This is a genomic window from Globicatella sp. HMSC072A10, assembly GCF_001811625.1.
GTDB classification, from domain to species: Bacteria; Bacillota; Bacilli; order Lactobacillales; family Aerococcaceae; genus Globicatella; species Globicatella sanguinis.
Window position 1 is genome coordinate 785 of the sequence record NZ_KV805785.1, and the last position, 17108, is coordinate 17892.

Genomic DNA, 17108 nt, shown 5'->3' on the forward strand with positions numbered 1-17108 from the left:
TTTACTAAATGTTTTTCATCTTCAATTGTATATAAGGCTTCGCCTTCCAACATAATTGATATTTCTGTGTATTCATGTGAATGAGGCGCATTAAAATGTCCTTCACTATTCCAGCAATCAAAAGCATAAACGATTTCTGGATTAAAAGTATGTGAATTGATAATCGGCATGGATTTTCCTCCCTTTTTCTCTCCACATCATTTTACCACAAAAATAAATGGGATATTCCATATTTTTTTGTACATATTCCATTTAATAATGATTCGTAAATAGTAAGATAGAACATGAAATTATTTAATAAGGAGGAGTTATCTATAATGAACCCATTTACTTGGATATGGCAATATGTCAAACCCTATACCCCGCGCCTCATCATCGCTTCTATCTTCTTAATTTTGAATGCGATCTTGGTGGTTATTAATCCTTTTTTAAGTGGGATTTTAATCGACGAAATCATCGGTCAAAATCAACCGGAACGTCTCGGGAAAATCTTGCTTTTAATGATTGGGATTACCTTTTTTCGCACGATTATTCGTTATACTTATCAAATGTTATACGAAAAAAGTGGTCAAGATGCGGTCTTCACATTACGTAATGAACTGTATGATAAATTAAATAAGATGGACTTCAACTTTTTCAACCATACAAAAGTTGGGGATATTATGGCTCGGATGACTGGGGATACGGACGCAATCCGTCACTTTGTCTCTTGGGTCAGTTACAATATTGTCGAATGTATCGTTTGGTTTTTAGCAGCGGTTATTGTCATGGCCTATATTTCATGGCCGTTGATGCTCGCATTGGTTGCGGTAACACCTTTCATTTACGTACTGGCTCGTAGTATGACAAAGAAAAGTATGCCACGTTTCTTGGATATTCGTGAAAGTTTTGCGCGATTAAATTCTATGGTAGAAGAAAACATTTCTGGTAACCGCGTTGTCAAAGCGTTTGTGCGTGAAGACTATGAAATTGAAAAATTCAATCGTCATAATGATGATTTTAAACAAAAAAATATGGCTTCCGCTGAAGTCACTCGTGATCACTTACCAACACTCGATTTCCTAGCGAATTCGTTGAGTGTTATTACCTTAATTTTTGGTGGTTATTTAGTGATTAAAGATCAAATGTCGATTGGAGACCTCGTCGCTTTTAATGGTTTTTTATGGATGTTAAATAACCCGATGCGCATGAGTGGTTGGTTGATTAATGATGTTCAACGTTTTCAAGCTTCTTCGATTAAAATTATGGACATGTTAAATTATGAACCGGCAATTCCGGTAGAAGATGTCAGTGATATGCCAAAATTAAAAGGTGATATTCGCTTTGAACATGTCAATTTTGAATTCGCGGACGATCCGAACACTCCTGTCTTAAAGGATATTTCATTTGAAATAAAATCCGGACAAACTTTAGGTATATTAGGTGAAACAGGGTCAGGTAAATCGACCTTGGTAAACTTAATTAGTCGTTTTTATGATCCAACTAAAGGCACGGTTTACATTGATGGTAAAGATGCACGTGACTATTCGGTACGTCGCTTAAGAAATAATATTTCGATGGTCATGCAAGACATCTTTTTATTCTCGGATACTATTTCTGAAAATATTGCTTTTGGTAATCCTACCGTTAACCAGCTATTTATTCGTGAAATGGCTCGTATTGCGGATGCGGACACTTTTATTAATAAAATGCCAGATGGCTATAATACCATTGTCGGTGAACGGGGTGTCGGTTTATCTGGTGGACAAAAACAACGGATTAGTTTAGCGCGTGCTTTGGTAAAAGACCCAAGTATTTTAATTTTGGATGATACGACGTCTGCAGTAGATATGGAGACCGAAGCAAAAATTCAAGAAGAATTGACTAAGATTACCGATGAAAAAACGACTATCATTATTGCCCATCGTATTTCTTCGGTACGTGACGCTGATTTAATCTTAATGATGTCTAAAGGTCGGGTCGTAGAACAAGGGACCCATGCTGAACTTGTTGCTAAACGTGGTTTATATTACGATGTCTATCAAAAACAATTAGGTATTGAGGGCGCAACGCCTACTCAAGCTAAATTATAGGAGGTGACCATCAATGGCATTATTTAAAAAGCAACCTAAAGAAGTCAAAGATAAAGTGCAACCGGATGTCAATCAAAAACGCCAAACATCTTTAGAGGATGAATATTTAGAGCAAGAATTTCACTTTGATGATTTCAAACGCTTAGCACGTTATTTGAAACCTTATTTAAGACCTAGTTTGATAGTCTTTATTAGTATCATTATTACCAACTTATTTGGTTTGGTCATTCCTTATTTGACCAAACTGGCGATTGACGAGACCATTCCTAATAAAGATTTAGGACAATTAATGTTATTCGGCTTCATTGCATTATTTTCACTCTTAGCTATCGCCTATGGTTTACGTTATCGTATATACAAAATTACCGAGATTGGCCAAGACTTATTAAAAGATATGCGCTATGATATTTTCACGCATTTACAAACGTTGCCCTTCTCCTATTTCGACAGTAGACCGCATGGTAAAATCTTAATTCGAGTCGTTAATTACATCAATAATTTAAGTGATTTATTAAGTAATGGTTTAATCAACTTAATTGCTGATTTATTAAATGTTATCTTAACACTCATTGTCATGTTGAGTATTGACTGGCGTCTAACCTTATATAGTTTAATTCTGTTACCAATATTATTCGCCTTTTCAATGTTAATTCGTAAATATCAACGTACTGCTTATCAAGATTTAAGTAATAAACAATCCACAATGAATTCATACATTCATGAAAGTATAGCGGGTGCTAAAGTAACACAATCTTTTGCTCGTGAACCAAAGAATCAAGAAATCTTTTATGATGTCAACGACCAAACGCGCCGCTCTTGGATGAAAGCTGTCATGATTCAATTCTTATTATGGCCGGGCGTGTTAAACATTTCAGTCCTAACAACGTCGATTATTTACTATGTTGGGATTATGAAAATTGGCGTCGATGTCTCCGCCGGAACCTTAATCGCTTTTATCGCGTATGTCAATAATTTTTGGAACCCTATTTTAAATATTGGCAACTTCTACAATAGTTTAATTACCGCCTCAGCTTATTTAGAGCGTATTTTTGAAACTTTAGACACGAAGTCAGATATTGTCGATGCTCCTGATGCTTATGACTTACCTGTAATTAAAGGACAAGTTACATTTGATGATGTTGTGTTCCGTTATGAACCTGGCCGTGATATCTTAAAAGGGGTTAATTTCAAATTAGAACCTGGCACCTCTGTCGCCTTAGTCGGACCGACGGGTGCAGGTAAAACCACTATTATCAACCTGTTAAGTCGCTTTTACGATGTGAGTGAAGGATCTATTACCATTGACGGACATCCAGTCGATAAAGTCACCCTTGCTTCGTTACGTCGTCAAATGGGAGTTATGTTACAAGATACGTTTATTTTCTCTGGGACCATTATTGATAATATTCGTTATGGTAAATTAGATGCGACCGATGAAGAAATAATAGAAGCGGCTAAGGTAGTCCACGCACATGATTTCATAATGGAGTTAAAAGATGGCTATCATACCGTCGTGGAAGAACGTGGTAGTACATTATCAGCCGGACAAAGACAATTAATAGCTTTCGCCAGAACTCTATTAGCCGATCCACATATCTTAATCTTGGATGAGGCCACTTCAAGTATCGATACCAATACCGAAGAACTATTACAAGAAGGTTTACAAGAGTTACTTAAAGGTCGTACCTCCTTTATTATCGCTCACCGATTATCCACAATCCGTAACAGTGACCAAATCTTTTACATTGACGGTGGCATTATTGATGAACGAGGTACGCATGAGGAATTAATGGCAAAAAGAGGCAAATACTATCACTTATATCAATCACAGTATAATTTATTATTTGTAGAATAATAGTTCTTGTTTGTAAGAATGATTTTTAGCAGTAAAGAATCACCTAACTTTTTTGAAAATTATTCGCCAAATAACTCTCTCTTAAATAAATGAACAAACGGCTCAGTTGAACGGTGAATTGTTATTTGGAGCCCTATAAAAAGCGAAACAAACAGACGTATAGCTTGTATCATGAATGACGACCAGATTGTGATGGTAACTAGAGCGTTATGGCTTTTCAAAAACCAATAGAACAGACCGTTTGTTAGTAGCGTGATTAGCGCCCCGGTTTGCGCCGGCCAAAAAGCTTTCATAATCAGTTTAATGCGAGTGGTGAGAAGAATTGGAAGTTGTGACTTTCTTCCTCTCACACTCGCTTTTGTTTTTTATCAAAAATTAAGTATAATATTGATATTAAGCCTTTGGAGGTAATTATGAATATTCTAGTTACGATTGATCAAAATTATATTAAGCAACTTGAAGTGATGCTGTTTAGTTTAAGACGGCATCACCCTGAAGAAGCGTTAGATGTTTATTTATTACACGAAAAAATTCCGGAAAAAGCACTTAAAAAACTGAGCGAAACTTTGCAAATCGTGACAATTAACTTGCATCCTATCCAAATCGACAATCAGTTTTTTGAGAGCTTTCCGATTACTGAACGTTACCCCTACACCATGTATTACCGCCTATTGGCTGCGCATTTCCTACCGGATTCAGTAGACAGAATTTTATATTTAGACCCTGATTTAGTCATCATTAATCCGATTGATGAACTTTATGATATCCCATTCAATGGTCAATTTTTTGCTGCTTCCACTCATGTTGAAAAAACGCTTGAGAAAATTAATCAAGTTCGCTTGAATTATTCAAATGGAATTTATGTCAACTCAGGCGTTTTACTAATGAATATTAATTTACTACGAGCAGAGCAAGATGTTGACGCAATCGCTCACTATGTTGAACGATTTAAAGATTTATTATTTTTACCCGACCAAGATGTTTTATCTGCTCTTTATCCTGATAAAATTATCAAAATCGAAGCTTCACAATATAATATGACTGAGCGCATGTGGATTAAAGAAAAAGTGAACCAATTAGGCGGTAAATTAGAATGGATTGACGAAAACTGCCATATCATTCATTATATCGGCAAAAATAAACCATGGTTACCGAACTACTTTGGTGACTTAGATCGCTATTATATTGAAGCTGAAGGCTATTTGAAGGGACGATTGGACGCTGCCAAATCGAGCCAATAGAGACGGATAAGCATGAAAAGATTCGTAAAATGGAGTCGGAAGATTTCTTTGAGACGATAAAAGTATAATTGGTGCGTGAATAAAGTCGGGAAAATTGTAGGCGAGATAAAACAATACCATTTATTTTCAACAACTCAGAACGAATGCTTATGAATAACCGATATTATCTATATCCATCTGGCTCATATTATATTTTAAATTGTCTCAATCAATTCAACTCTCACGACCAAAATATATTGTCAAAACCGATCTTGCTCTTATAAACAACCATAATATAAAAATGAACGCCCTTCACCATGAAAAGTGCACTTGTAAGCTGCAAGTCCTTTCAATGGTGGAGGGCGTTTTTCATTATCCTTATGGGGTCCCAATTAGCCAAGAAATATTATTAATATTTAACTCCGTAATGCTCTTTAATCTCAGCGAGTCGATAGGTTAATTCTTGAAAGTCAATGATTCGTACTTGCCGATGATACTCTTTACCTTTTAAGTATATCAGTACCGTTGGAGAAGAAAATAAATTCAGTTGTCCTGTCAATATTGGGATTTGACTAATATCGACATGATAGACTGGAAATTGGTGCTCTTTCGCTAACTGATTAACTCTTGGATAATCCGCATGACAAACACTACATCCGGGCGCAGTAGTATATAGGATAAAATAATCCTGATTATTCAATAGCTCATCATACTGATCATAAGATTGTATATCAATCATTCTGATCCCTCCTATTGCCTTGATTATAGCACGCTTCGTATTATTTGTCTGAAAAGCTACTCTACAACTTAGTTTGATGATTTTTAGACAGTTCTTTCTTATGCTAGAAACTTAATCTTGCCAATTATGGTAATGTCAATCCCATGTGTGTATATGTTAACTTAAAAGTGAACCACTATATTAATTGAAAACTGATCCATTTTTAATTGAACAAAACTTATTGATAATAGTCAGAAATGATTGAATTGAAAGAAACAGAACAATGGATAAAAGATAATTCAAAGAAGACAGTGGCTCAGTTTTAAATTGCGAAATACACATGTTCACTGCTCCAATACAAAACAACTGGATATTTTAAGATATGCGACATCACTTTTATCATTTTTATATTCCACTTAAAATGTTAGAAACCGCTTTCTTTTAATGATACAATTAACTTATCATGAATTTAGGAGGAATTTTAATGGCATACGAAACAAAGTATCCTTTTACAAATGAGGTTTTAAAGTCTTACGATAATATTTCTGACGAAACAATCGAAGATATATTAGCTACGAGTCATGCTCTCTATAAAAAATGGCGCAAGCAAGATACCTTAGCAAATCGTAAAGAACAATTACATAAAATCGCTGAAATTTTACGTCGCGATGTTGATAAATACGCTGAAATTATGACCAAAGACATGGGCAAACTGTTCGTAGAAGCTAAAGGTGAAATCGAACTATGTGCTGATATTGCGAACTATTATGTAAACAATGCTGACAACTTTTTAACGCCGAGACACTTAGAAACTGATACAGGGGACGCTTATTATTTACGGCAATCAACGGGTGTTATTTTAGCGGTTGAACCTTGGAATTTCCCATTCTATCAAATCATGCGAGTATTCGCACCTAATTTTATTGTTGGTAATCCAATGGTTTTAAAACACGCTTCAATCTGCCCCGGTTCAGCCCAAGCCTTTGAAGATTTAGTAAAAGAATCAGGCGCGGAAGATGGTTCCTTCACTAACCTATTTGTTAGCTATGAGCAAGTTGCTAAAATTATTGCTGATTCTCGTATTACCGGTGTCTGTTTAACGGGCTCTGAACGTAGTGGTGCATCGATTGCCGAAGAAGCCGGTAAAAACTTGAAGAAGACGACTTTAGAATTAGGGGGGAATGATGCTTTCATTATTTTAGATGATGCGAACTTGAATGAGTTAAAATCATTATTACCCGATGTGCGTTTATACAATGCCGGGCAAGTCTGTACCTCTTCTAAACGTTTTATCGTTACTGAGAAAAATTATGATGCTTTCCTAGATATTTTACTTGAAAGCTTCAAAGGGGCTAAATGGGGAGACCCTATGGATCCAGAAACAACTCTTGCACCACTTTCTTCAGCTGGAGCCAAAGAAGATGTCTTGGCCCAAATCAAATTGGCTGTCGATAATGGCGCTAAGGTATTGTATGGTAATGAACCAATTGACCACCCTGGAAACTTTGTTATGCAAACAATTTTAACGGATATTACCAAAGATAATCCCATTTTCAACCAAGAAATTTTTGGTCCCGTGGCCTCTGTTTTTAAAGTAGCAACTGAAGAAGAAGCCATTGAACTAGCAAACGATTCAAGTTATGGATTAGGTGGAACTGTCTTTGGTACTGATGTTGACCGCGTCCATGAAGTAGCAGCCCAAATTGAAACTGGAATGTCCTTCATTAATGCTGGATGGGCTTCTCTACCAGAATTACCATTCGGTGGCATTAAAAACTCTGGTTATGGTCGTGAATTAAGTGAACTTGGCTTTACAGCCTTTGTCAATGAACACTTAGTTTACACACCGAAAAAATAATATTAGTCACTCTTTAACACAATAGGACGCCGATGATGGCGTCCTGTTTAACTTTTATTTATATTATCGCAAAAAGACACAGAACTCACCTTCATTCTGTGTCTTAATCCTTGGGTGAACTTATTCAACTCAAATCTATTTACCAACTCAGTTCACCGATAAGATTTTCTCCCAAATTTATCCTTCAGTTTATGAAATCAACCTTCTTAATTTAGATAGTTTTATCCTTTTTTTATTTTACAAAAGCATTGTAAATCTCTTTGACAAACCCTCCAATTTTCGAATCGGACCAATAATTTGTTAGAACCGTTAATGCGAATGGTTTATCACCACTAGCAATCCCTGTCGTATGATTATAATATGGCCACCAAGCTCCAATCTTTTGGTACGTATTGACTGGTAAAACATCTAATTTAGTGCCATTATAAATTGTTTTGTCTAATGTGGTCATAGCTTGACGTTCTTTTTGAGCATTGATATATTTAACCACTTCTGTCATTTGTTTTGGTGTGACAGTTAGTGAGAATTTTGGCGCACCATAAACTTTTTGCGTAAAACGATTAAAATCAGCTTTATCACGGTAACCCACATAATGTAATAGCATATTTGATCCTAAATTATCTGAATCGCGTCCTACTCGATGTAAAACTTCTCTTACCGTATAAGGTTTACTTCTAAAATTCTCGTATTGAATGGTACCAGATCCGCCCCATTGATATGATTCAGGATGGTTATAAATAGCATCCGTATACCACCATTTCGTATCCCAAGATAAAAGTCCACGTTCAATTAAATCTTGTGTATAAGCCATTAAGACTACTTTCGGTACAGACGCGCCATACATTAATGAATTTTGATACATTCCGGCTGTTTGTCCATCAGTTAAACTTTCAAAGTAAGCATATGCTGATTGTCCCATGTAGCGATTCATCACATTCTGAACCGCTTGGTTTACACCACCAACAACTGTTGTGTCCCCTTTGTTGTTTCCAGTTGTTTGCTTAACTATGATAGTCTGATTTGGATAAATCAAATGACCTGAAATATTATTCCATTGTTGTAACTGACTAACCGTTACTCCATACTGAGCAGCAATTTTATTTAAAGTATCTCCACGAGCAATAGTATATTGTTTAATTTCCGTTGTGGTTTTTTGGTCAGTAGGCTTCGTTTCCTTAGTAGGTTCCTTTTTCTCTGTTGGTTTAGTTTCTTCTACTGGTTTTGTTGGTTTAGTCGGCTTTGTTTCTTCTACTGGTTTGGTCGGAGTAGTCGTTTCTACTGGTTTGGTTACTGCCACTTTATTAACGATTATCTTTTGATTTGGATAAATCAAATGACCTGAGATATTATTCCACTGACGTAATTGTGCAACTGATACCCCATGCGCTCTCGCAATTTTATTTAAAGTATCACCTCGAACGATAGTGTATTGTTTAATTTCCGTTGTCGTTTTTTGGTCAACCGGCTTCGTTTCTTTAGCAGGTTCCTTTTTCTCTGTTGGTTTGGTTTCCTCTACTGGCGATTTAGGTGCAACTTTTCCTACGATAATTTGTTGGTTAGGAAGAATTAAATTGCCGGTAATCTTATTCCATTGACGCAAATTATCCAGTGTAACATTATAGCGTTTAGCGATGGACCATAGGGTCTCACCGTAGGTAATTCGATGTTTCTTTACTTCAGAAATAGGATTAACCACCGGCTTCGGTACTGAATTTGTGTCATTTAATGTTTTGGTAGGCACTGCTATAACATTGGATTTTTTATTGGAATCTTCTTCTGTCACGTCCGTATCTTTGATATTTACAGCATCTACAGTCTGTTCTTGTGTCGTTTCTAGTTCAACAATTTTTTCTATATTCGATTCATTAGTCGTTAAACTGATATCATCTGATTTCTCAGTTGATTCCGTCTCTTCTTGTAATGGTGCTACTTCAGTAATCCCTTCTTTTGATTCATCTATTAAAGTTATTACTTCGGATGTCGCATCAGTTGTTGTGTCATCTAAAATGTCATTCTCGAACTCTGTTGAATGATCGACCACCCCTTCTTGTGTTGCATCTAGTTTTGGGATTTCTTCTACAATCGTTGTCTCAACATCTATCCCCTCTAAAGCCATCTCTTCTGCTTGGACGTTTTGAACTAATGCTAAAGATGTGAGGGTCATAATACCCACTGCAATCCATTGTCCTTTTCGTTTTTTCATAATTTTATTCCCCATTGAATTCTCCCTCTCCAATACATAAAAATATTTCATTTGTATTACAATTATATATCTTTTTTTACCGTTTTTCAATACGCTTTCAATACCCATCATAATAGTTAAAATTGGCTAAAAAAACTGCCCAAACTTTTGTTTGGACAGTTTCGATCATTTAATATGACTATTTAATTGCGCGAGATTGTAAACCTTCTTCTTCTAAGAAGAATCTGAATGGTACTAAATCTTGAGCTTCGTAACGTTCTTTGAAAGCTGCGATTTCTTCTTCAGTTGCTACTTTTGGATCTAATTGTAATACTTCAACTGGAATTGGACGATCTTGAGTGATTTTCGCATCGATCACTACTGTACGACCGTTTTTGTTATCTTCAACAGCTTTACGCATTACTTCATCCATTTCTTCAATTCTTGTTACAGTATAACCTACAGCACCTTGTGCTTCCGCAATTTTAGCGTAGTCAACGTCTGTAAAGTCAACACCGAATAAGTGTTTGTTAGTATCTTCATATTTGTTCTTAATGAACGCATACTCAGTATTAGAGAAGACAATGTTAATAACTGGTAAGTTGTATTGTACGTTTGTCACCACGTCTGGGTAAGACATGTTGAATGCACCATCACCCATGATATTAAATACTTGACGATTTGGATTATCTTTCTTAGCAGCAATACCACCAGGTAAAGCAATACCCATTGTCGCGAATAATGGAGAAGTTCTCCACATATTTTTAGGTGTCATGTGTAAGTGACGGATTGATGTTTGAGTTGAGTTACCTACGTCAATTGAGTAGATAGCATCTTCGTCAGCATATTTGTTGATTGCTGCATATACTTGGTATAATTGTAACTCACCTTCAGTTTTACCTTCAAGTTTGTTCATGTAGTCACGCCAGTTTTGGTTATTCTTAACGTTAGCTCTCCACCAAGCTGTATCTTCAACAACATCCATTTTATCCATGATCGCTTTTGCAGCTTCACCAGCATCACCTAAGATTGCTGCATCTAAAGCATGACGTTTACCTAATTTATGAGGATCGATGTCCACTTGGATAAATTTATCAACGTTTTTGAATGCTTCATATACTTCAGCAAACGGGAAGTTACATCCCATGAATAATACTGTATCTGCTTCGAATACCACTTCGTTAGCTGGTTTCCAACCAACACGGTAAGCTGAACCAGTTAAGCCTTCATAATCCCATTGGAAAGCTTCAAAGTTTTTACCAGTTGTAATGATTGGTGCTTTGATGTTTTTAGATAATTCAGTGATGATTTCACCGTTTTTAACGCCACCGAAACCAGCATAAATAACAGGACGTTCAGCATTTTTTAAGATTTCAACTGCTGCATCGATGTCTGCTTCATTTAAACGTGGTGCTAAGTATTCACGTTGGTAAGTACCTGAACCATAGTAAGAATCCGCATCGATTTCAGTGAAACCAAAGTTTACTGGAATTTCAACAACAGCTGGCCCTTTACGAGCAATTGCTGTACGACAAGCTTCATCAATTACTTTTGGTAATTGTTCTGCATAAGCTACACGTTTGTTATAAACAGCAACACTTTGGTACATAGGGTTTTGGTTTAATTCTTGGAAAGCATCCATGTTTAATTCATTAACTGGACGTGAACCTAAGATTGCGACAAATGGAATGTTATCCATCGCTGCATCGTAAACCCCGTTGATTAAGTGAGTAGCACCAGGTCCACCAGAACCAACTGCAACCCCTAAAGGTCCACCAAATTTATATTGCATTACAGCTGCTAATGCACCTGTTTCTTCATGGCGAACTTGTAAGAAACGAATATCATCTTGCTCTGCCATTGCATCCATTAAAGAACTTAAAGTTCCTGAAGGGATACCGTAAATCGTATCAACACCCCAAGTTTTTAAGACATTTAACATCGCTGCAGAAGCAGTAATTTTACCTTGACTCATTGTATAGTCTCCTCCTAAAAAATGTTAGTGATATTTCCACACAAGCAATAGATTAGCACATTGTTTTAAAGTTGGCTATTAAAATTTCAATGATAATTCTTGTTTTCGCCATATTTAACGCTTTCATAACAAAATTGTATAAAGATTTGGCGAAAAATCATAAAATTGACCTCTATATAATATTATATTTTGAAAAACAGACCATAAATACTGTTTCAGTATTCATTGTAAATAAGATAGAGTTATTCAAAAACAAGGTTAAAATCAGTAAATAATCGGGATTTTTCTGTTCAACATCTGTATTAATACTGTATTACAATTTTTTCGACATTTTTCAACCTGTTATAAAACAAAAATATAAAAATAGTGACTTCGTTCTACTCTTTTATTAATCATTTGGACATCATAAAATATGGTATTTGGGATGGCATTGTTCAAATAAATTTTCTCTCTAATCAACCTAACAATTACTACGTTCGCCAGAGGGATATTATCCATGCTATGTATACTTCATATAGTAACAGCATCCACTCGTTTTAAGTTTCATTGAATGACTTATTAGACCAGTTACCTCGCAGACAGAATCCTATGATAAATCTGAGTTGTTAATTGAAGAAAATGAGCTGATATTGACTCTATACTATTGTTTTCTCTATCAATCGAGTTAAAATATCTTATTTTTCATCTTAAAAGATGATATTTAAAGCCTGAATCACAGTAGATTGATAAGTTATGATAAACAGAAATAGCCACTATTCTTATCAATTTCATATTTATTATTCAATTTTTCCTATTCTAACTTTTAAGCTAATAAAAGAAAATAAACCTCTTAAGTGTTTCATTTTACTTTATGCCGAAAGAGTGATATCATTTAATTATAATCATTATAAAAAAGGAGCGATTAGGAATGACTTTTGATATGACAGATCGTGGCAAACAGCCAGTTGTTGAGAATATCGAGGAATGGACAAGCGCAAATGAGAATTACCGTACAACAGTATGGACTGGTAGCAAAATGCAAATGACTTTAATGACAATCCAGCCAGGTGATGATATTGGATTAGAAGTTCATGAAGGCATTGATCAATTCTTACGCATCGAAGAAGGAACAGGACTATGCCAAATGGGTCCTTCAGAAGACAATTTAGACTTTGAAAAAGAAGTTGGACCTGATTTCGCTATTTTAGTACCGGCAGATATGTGGCATAATGTCACTAACACTGGTGATAAACCACTAAAATTATATACTTTATATGCTGGACCTGATCACGTTCCAGGTACTGTGCATCCAACACATGAAGATGCAGAAAACGATCCAAATGAACATTAATTAAAGACGAATTGGTAGTCCTCGAGGCTACCAACTTTCAATTTACATAGCAAAATACCCCACTGGATGAATGACACTCGTCCAGTGGGGTTTTAAACAGGAAAGCTATTAATTTAGTTTGAATCAATACATCTTTGTTGACTCTATCAAATCTTTCATAAAAACGTTGATACAGTTCATTAAAACCTTTTCATACATTATAAAAGTAATATAATTGACCGAGGATATTTATTACTTTCCGACTGATAAATGGATCTCATTATCAAATAATTGGTAAATCAGACTGATATCCGAATTGGTTAAAATACCTACAATATCATCTGGCGTATCCATTTCAAGATTTTGCTTTTCACACACTAAAATAACCGTCGATTGTGATTTCTCAAATAACTCAATCAACTGAAATAGATTATTTTCTTTATAAATTTTAGTAACCTGATGATTCTTTTCTTCTAATTTTAACACTTCATCAATCGTAACAGTCACTAATTCCTCACTTAACATTTGTTCAGCAGATACCCTATCAGCTAACCAATTGGTGATACCATTTTCTGAAATTAAACCAACATATTGGTGATCATCAAACACCGGAAATTGAGAATAATGTTTTTCTTTAATGACTGAAAGCACTGCTTGTAAAGATTCTCCCACCTTAAAAGTGACAATTGTTTCAGAGTTTTGGGATTTTAGGTATTCCATAATCGAAACTGGCGATTTATACTGTGTAATAATCCGCTTCAATGTCTCAATTAAATAGGTTGAAGGTTCAGCTATTTCAGGAATTTCGGTTGTGGTTTGATGCGTCAGTAAATTACGTAGTTGTCTGGCTGCATACAATAAATCCCAATGAATACTGACTGGATTGATTCTAGACTGTGCTTTCGCTTGTTCAAGTAAAATAAACATCGTCTCTTTGGAATTTAATACTTTTTGTAAAGTAATCTCCAATTCATTGAATAATGCTAAAAATTCTTTTTTTGACATTGGGCGCCTCCTATAAAAAATTTCTCTTACCACTATTATAATAGTCAATTCCATAAAATTCATATTTTATCTTGAAAACAGCTTTTAATGCTAATAAAAAAGAGCAAAGAATAATGAATCTCACGACTCTCAATTCTTTGCTGACTAAAAACGAAATACTAAACGATTTCGCTGTCTGTTTTTCACTCCGGTGGAAGCCACTCGAACTTCATTCCCAACAGTGTTTCCTTAATCTTCTTCATCACTCGTATCGTTTGGAAGATAAAAATCTTCTACCATTACGAGTATGTCACCTTTTAATACTAATTCTTTATAATTTTCAAAATTTTCAGAATGCTCTTCATCCACTTGAAGCTCTGGTCTAAAGAAACTCACCACGACATCCCACCAAGAACTATCTTCATCCAAACTATCTGCTTTATGAATCACGGCTCCTGATCGTGAGACATCTTCTTTAACATATTGACTATTGATAAGGATGGTGATATCTCCTTGATATACTCCACTTCTGATTAATTCTTCTACTGCTCTTTCCGCTTCTTCAAATGTATCAAATGAATCGTAAATAAACTTTGCCATATTCACCCTACTCCTTTTATTTAATGCTAATGTTTAAATCTCGATATTTTTAATAAAAAATAAAATACTCAAAGTCAATCTCACTCGTTTGATTTAGTTGGCTATCTCGCACAACTTTATAATTGATAATTTCATCATACCACTTAAATGATGATTAAAGAAATTTTATATACCGAGAATTGCTTAATTATGCCCTTGAATGCGATGACGGTTGTAGTTTTCGCTTAACCCAGTTCATATGAACAATTGGGATGGCCATAATAAATCTTTATTCACAGTTGCCGCCTATTTAATCGAAATAATTTGAATTAGTTGATGGCGTGTCCGGCAAATGATTAGTACGAATAAACATTTATAAGTCTTGCGTTAGAATCATGGTGTAAATTGCATATTGACCGTACTCACTACGTTTAATAATGACTTCCGGACGAGTGTCGATGGATTGACCTTTGACTATAAATTGCAAGCTGTTATTCAGACTTTCTTCTCTGATTTATGCGGATAGAGTAAATTATTCGGTGTTAAGCGTAAATGTCCATTATGAATCCAATAGTAATTCGTTGAAAAAAGGACGTTGACAAGTTTCGAATATTCGATCATTTCTGGTGAATATTTCATAACGCTCAGATACCTTATTAATTAATGAATATTATCTTGATTGAATTTATGCCTAACCTCTTTAAAACGCGTTTTAGGGCACTCGACCACTCCACATTTAATTAACGAACAATAACTTGCCTAAGTTTATTCCTAGCCTCAATGTAAACTCAAAGCGTTTTATTAGAATTATTCTAAATTTAATTATATAATATATATACACAAATATAACTTTGCTAACTAATAGAGTCTTTTGTAAATTAAGTTACTTGCTTTTATATTATTGTAATTAGGTTTAAAATATTAAAATGCACTCTAATGCGGGATGTAAAGTAAATTTGTCTATAATGTTCCAACCAGTTATTGCATTGTCGTATAGTTCTATTGAAAGGAGAATTAATATGAAAGAGAATAGAGTAAGAAATGAAGAGGATAAAATGTCTAACACTAAGGTCAATCCAGAAGTTAACAACAAAAAAGGTGTTGTTATAGATGAATCAATTAACAAGTCAAATGATGTTCCGGATGATGATTTTAAATACAAAGGTTCTAACTATAATTTTAAAGAGAATCATATCGAGTACGACAGAGGACGTTATTTAAATGATATAGCTTTAGAAAAAGCGGGAGTTAATCTATCTTGGAGATCTATCTTCGCTGGTTTAATAACCTTTTTAGCGTTAAGCATTTTATTTTCATTTATATCTGCCACAATAGGTTTAGGGGTCACTGATTTGACTTCTCCAAATCCATTAGATAATGTCGGTATCGGCTTAATTATTTGGACTATCATCTCATTTATTGTCTCACTTGGTGCAGGAGGTTATGTTGCCGGCTTGACTGCAAATCGCGCAGGTGCCATTCACGGTTTCTTAACTTGGGCTTTAGGTCTTCTTGCGATTTTATATTTAGCAACCTCTACCATCGGTTCTGCATTTAATACTCTTGGTTCGTTAATGGGTGTCGCTGGTGACACTGTCGCAGACGTTGCGAATGTTTCTGGAGATATTGTTTATAATTTTTCACAAGAAGCTTTTGATTCAATTTCAGACAATTTGAAAATAGACACTTCTGAATTAGATAAACAAGTTCAAGACGCTTTAAAAGATTCTAATATTCCAGAATTACAACCAAATTATTTACAATCTCAATTAGATGAAACGATAACTGACATTCAAAATGCAGCGAAAGCTGTTATTGTAGATGGTAAAGATGCGAATGAAGAATTAAATGGTGTTTATCAAAACATTGAAGAACGATTAACATCAATCGGCGAAAGTTTAGATGAAGAAAAATTATCAAATGCTATATCAGAAAATACCGATTTGACCGATGCGGAAGCAGATAAAGCAGTTGAAAATATTAAAACATCATATGAAGAGGCGCAAGAACAAGCTAAACAACTATTAGCTGATGCAGAAACTCAACTTAATCAATTAATGGAGGATGCAGAGAAAACATCCGAAGAAGTAGTTGAAACAACTAATGATGTCATGAATGAAACTTCTAAATATTCATTCATAACTTTTATCGGCCTTACACTAGCTGCTATCTTAGCAACCTTCGCTGGTAAAAAAGGTGCAGAAGCTGGTAGCATGGTTCTAGATGGGGCAACTCATGTCCAAGAAAAAGTATAAATTAGAACTCAGCAAGAATTTTCATATGAACATTCAATGATCAATTAGGAGTTACTCGTGAAACCAACCTAAAAGTATTCATATTAATATGAATACTTTTA

The 17108-nt window shown here is 35.0% G+C and carries 11 protein-coding genes; 6 read left to right on the top strand and 5 right to left on the bottom strand.

All coding sequences use genetic code 11. From position 1 onward, the window contains the following. Positions 1-317: 317 nt before the first annotated feature. From HMPREF2811_RS08500 to HMPREF2811_RS08510, 3 genes are all read left to right on the top strand, one after another. Complete coding sequence (locus HMPREF2811_RS08500; RefSeq protein WP_071408961.1) at positions 318-2072, top strand: ABC transporter ATP-binding protein; 1755 nt, start codon at positions 318-320, stop codon at positions 2070-2072. A gap of 13 nt (positions 2073-2085) precedes the next feature. Further along, positions 2086-3927 carry an ABC transporter ATP-binding protein gene (locus HMPREF2811_RS08505; RefSeq protein ID WP_084802083.1) on the top strand — a complete coding sequence of 614 codons (1842 nt, stop codon included), beginning with the start codon at positions 2086-2088 and terminating at the stop codon, positions 3925-3927. 413 nt (positions 3928-4340) lie between these two features. After that, positions 4341-5168: a glycosyltransferase family 8 protein gene (locus HMPREF2811_RS08510; RefSeq protein ID WP_071408962.1), complete on the top strand. Its 828-nt coding sequence runs from the start codon at positions 4341-4343 to the stop codon at positions 5166-5168. A 388-nt stretch (positions 5169-5556) separates the two neighbouring features. Here HMPREF2811_RS08510 and HMPREF2811_RS08515 read toward each other — a convergent pair whose 3' ends face one another. Beyond that, positions 5557-5886, bottom strand: coding sequence for a thioredoxin family protein (locus tag HMPREF2811_RS08515; protein WP_071408963.1), 330 nt, complete (start codon positions 5884-5886; stop codon positions 5557-5559). A gap of 463 nt (positions 5887-6349) precedes the next feature. Here HMPREF2811_RS08515 and HMPREF2811_RS08520 point away from each other — a divergent pair, with 463 nt between their 5' ends. Beyond that, positions 6350-7723: an NAD-dependent succinate-semialdehyde dehydrogenase gene (locus HMPREF2811_RS08520; protein WP_071408964.1), complete on the top strand. Its 1374-nt coding sequence runs from the start codon at positions 6350-6352 to the stop codon at positions 7721-7723. A gap of 232 nt (positions 7724-7955) precedes the next feature. On the opposite strand, the gene HMPREF2811_RS08525 is transcribed toward HMPREF2811_RS08520, so the two are convergent. Further along, on the bottom strand, positions 7956-9926 hold the full coding sequence (locus tag HMPREF2811_RS08525) for a LysM peptidoglycan-binding domain-containing protein (RefSeq protein ID WP_168164968.1): 1971 nt from the start codon (positions 9924-9926) through the stop codon (positions 7956-7958). A gap of 178 nt (positions 9927-10104) precedes the next feature. Then, positions 10105-11880, bottom strand: coding sequence for a pyruvate oxidase (gene spxB / locus HMPREF2811_RS08530; protein ID WP_071408966.1), 1776 nt, complete (start codon positions 11878-11880; stop codon positions 10105-10107). Positions 11881-12787: 907 nt separating this feature from the next. Between spxB and HMPREF2811_RS08535 the strand changes: the two genes are divergently transcribed. Continuing rightward, entirely contained in the window at positions 12788-13210 is a 423-nt protein-coding gene (locus tag HMPREF2811_RS08535; RefSeq protein WP_066126928.1) for a cupin domain-containing protein, read from the top strand. 231 nt (positions 13211-13441) lie between these two features. Here HMPREF2811_RS08535 and HMPREF2811_RS08540 read toward each other — a convergent pair whose 3' ends face one another. Both HMPREF2811_RS08540 and HMPREF2811_RS08545 read right to left on the bottom strand, forming a co-directional pair. Continuing rightward, positions 13442-14194 (bottom strand): CBS domain-containing protein, encoded by a 753-nt coding sequence (locus tag HMPREF2811_RS08540; RefSeq protein ID WP_071408967.1) that lies wholly within the window; start codon positions 14192-14194, stop codon positions 13442-13444. A gap of 228 nt (positions 14195-14422) precedes the next feature. Then, positions 14423-14773, bottom strand: coding sequence for a general stress protein (locus HMPREF2811_RS08545; protein WP_071408968.1), 351 nt, complete (start codon positions 14771-14773; stop codon positions 14423-14425). A gap of 998 nt (positions 14774-15771) precedes the next feature. On the opposite strand from HMPREF2811_RS08545, the gene HMPREF2811_RS08550 reads away from it, so the two are divergent. Beyond that, complete coding sequence (locus tag HMPREF2811_RS08550) at positions 15772-17007, top strand: YrzE family protein (RefSeq protein ID WP_071408969.1); 1236 nt, start codon at positions 15772-15774, stop codon at positions 17005-17007. Positions 17008-17108: the final 101 nt, after the last annotated feature.

What these genes read in the sequence shown, in the direction of transcription:
- HMPREF2811_RS08535 (WP_066126928.1), top strand. Translation starts at nt 12,788, where the DNA reads ATGACTTTTGATATGACAGATCGTGGCAAACAGCCAGTTGTTGAGAAT.
- HMPREF2811_RS08520 (WP_071408964.1), top strand. Translation starts at nt 6,350, where the DNA reads ATGGCATACGAAACAAAGTATCCTTTTACAAATGAGGTTTTAAAGTCT.
- HMPREF2811_RS08515 (WP_071408963.1), bottom strand. Translation starts at nt 5,886, where the DNA reads ATGATTGATATACAATCTTATGATCAGTATGATGAGCTATTGAATAAT.
- HMPREF2811_RS08545 (WP_071408968.1), bottom strand. Translation starts at nt 14,773, where the DNA reads ATGGCAAAGTTTATTTACGATTCATTTGATACATTTGAAGAAGCGGAA.
- spxB (WP_071408966.1), bottom strand. Translation starts at nt 11,880, where the DNA reads ATGAGTCAAGGTAAAATTACTGCTTCTGCAGCGATGTTAAATGTCTTA.
- HMPREF2811_RS08500 (WP_071408961.1), top strand. Translation starts at nt 318, where the DNA reads ATGAACCCATTTACTTGGATATGGCAATATGTCAAACCCTATACCCCG.
- HMPREF2811_RS08510 (WP_071408962.1), top strand. Translation starts at nt 4,341, where the DNA reads ATGAATATTCTAGTTACGATTGATCAAAATTATATTAAGCAACTTGAA.
- HMPREF2811_RS08540 (WP_071408967.1), bottom strand. Translation starts at nt 14,194, where the DNA reads ATGTCAAAAAAAGAATTTTTAGCATTATTCAATGAATTGGAGATTACT.
- HMPREF2811_RS08525 (WP_168164968.1), bottom strand. Translation starts at nt 9,926, where the DNA reads ATGAAAAAACGAAAAGGACAATGGATTGCAGTGGGTATTATGACCCTC.
- HMPREF2811_RS08550 (WP_071408969.1), top strand. Translation starts at nt 15,772, where the DNA reads ATGAAAGAGAATAGAGTAAGAAATGAAGAGGATAAAATGTCTAACACT.
- HMPREF2811_RS08505 (WP_084802083.1), top strand. Translation starts at nt 2,086, where the DNA reads ATGGCATTATTTAAAAAGCAACCTAAAGAAGTCAAAGATAAAGTGCAA.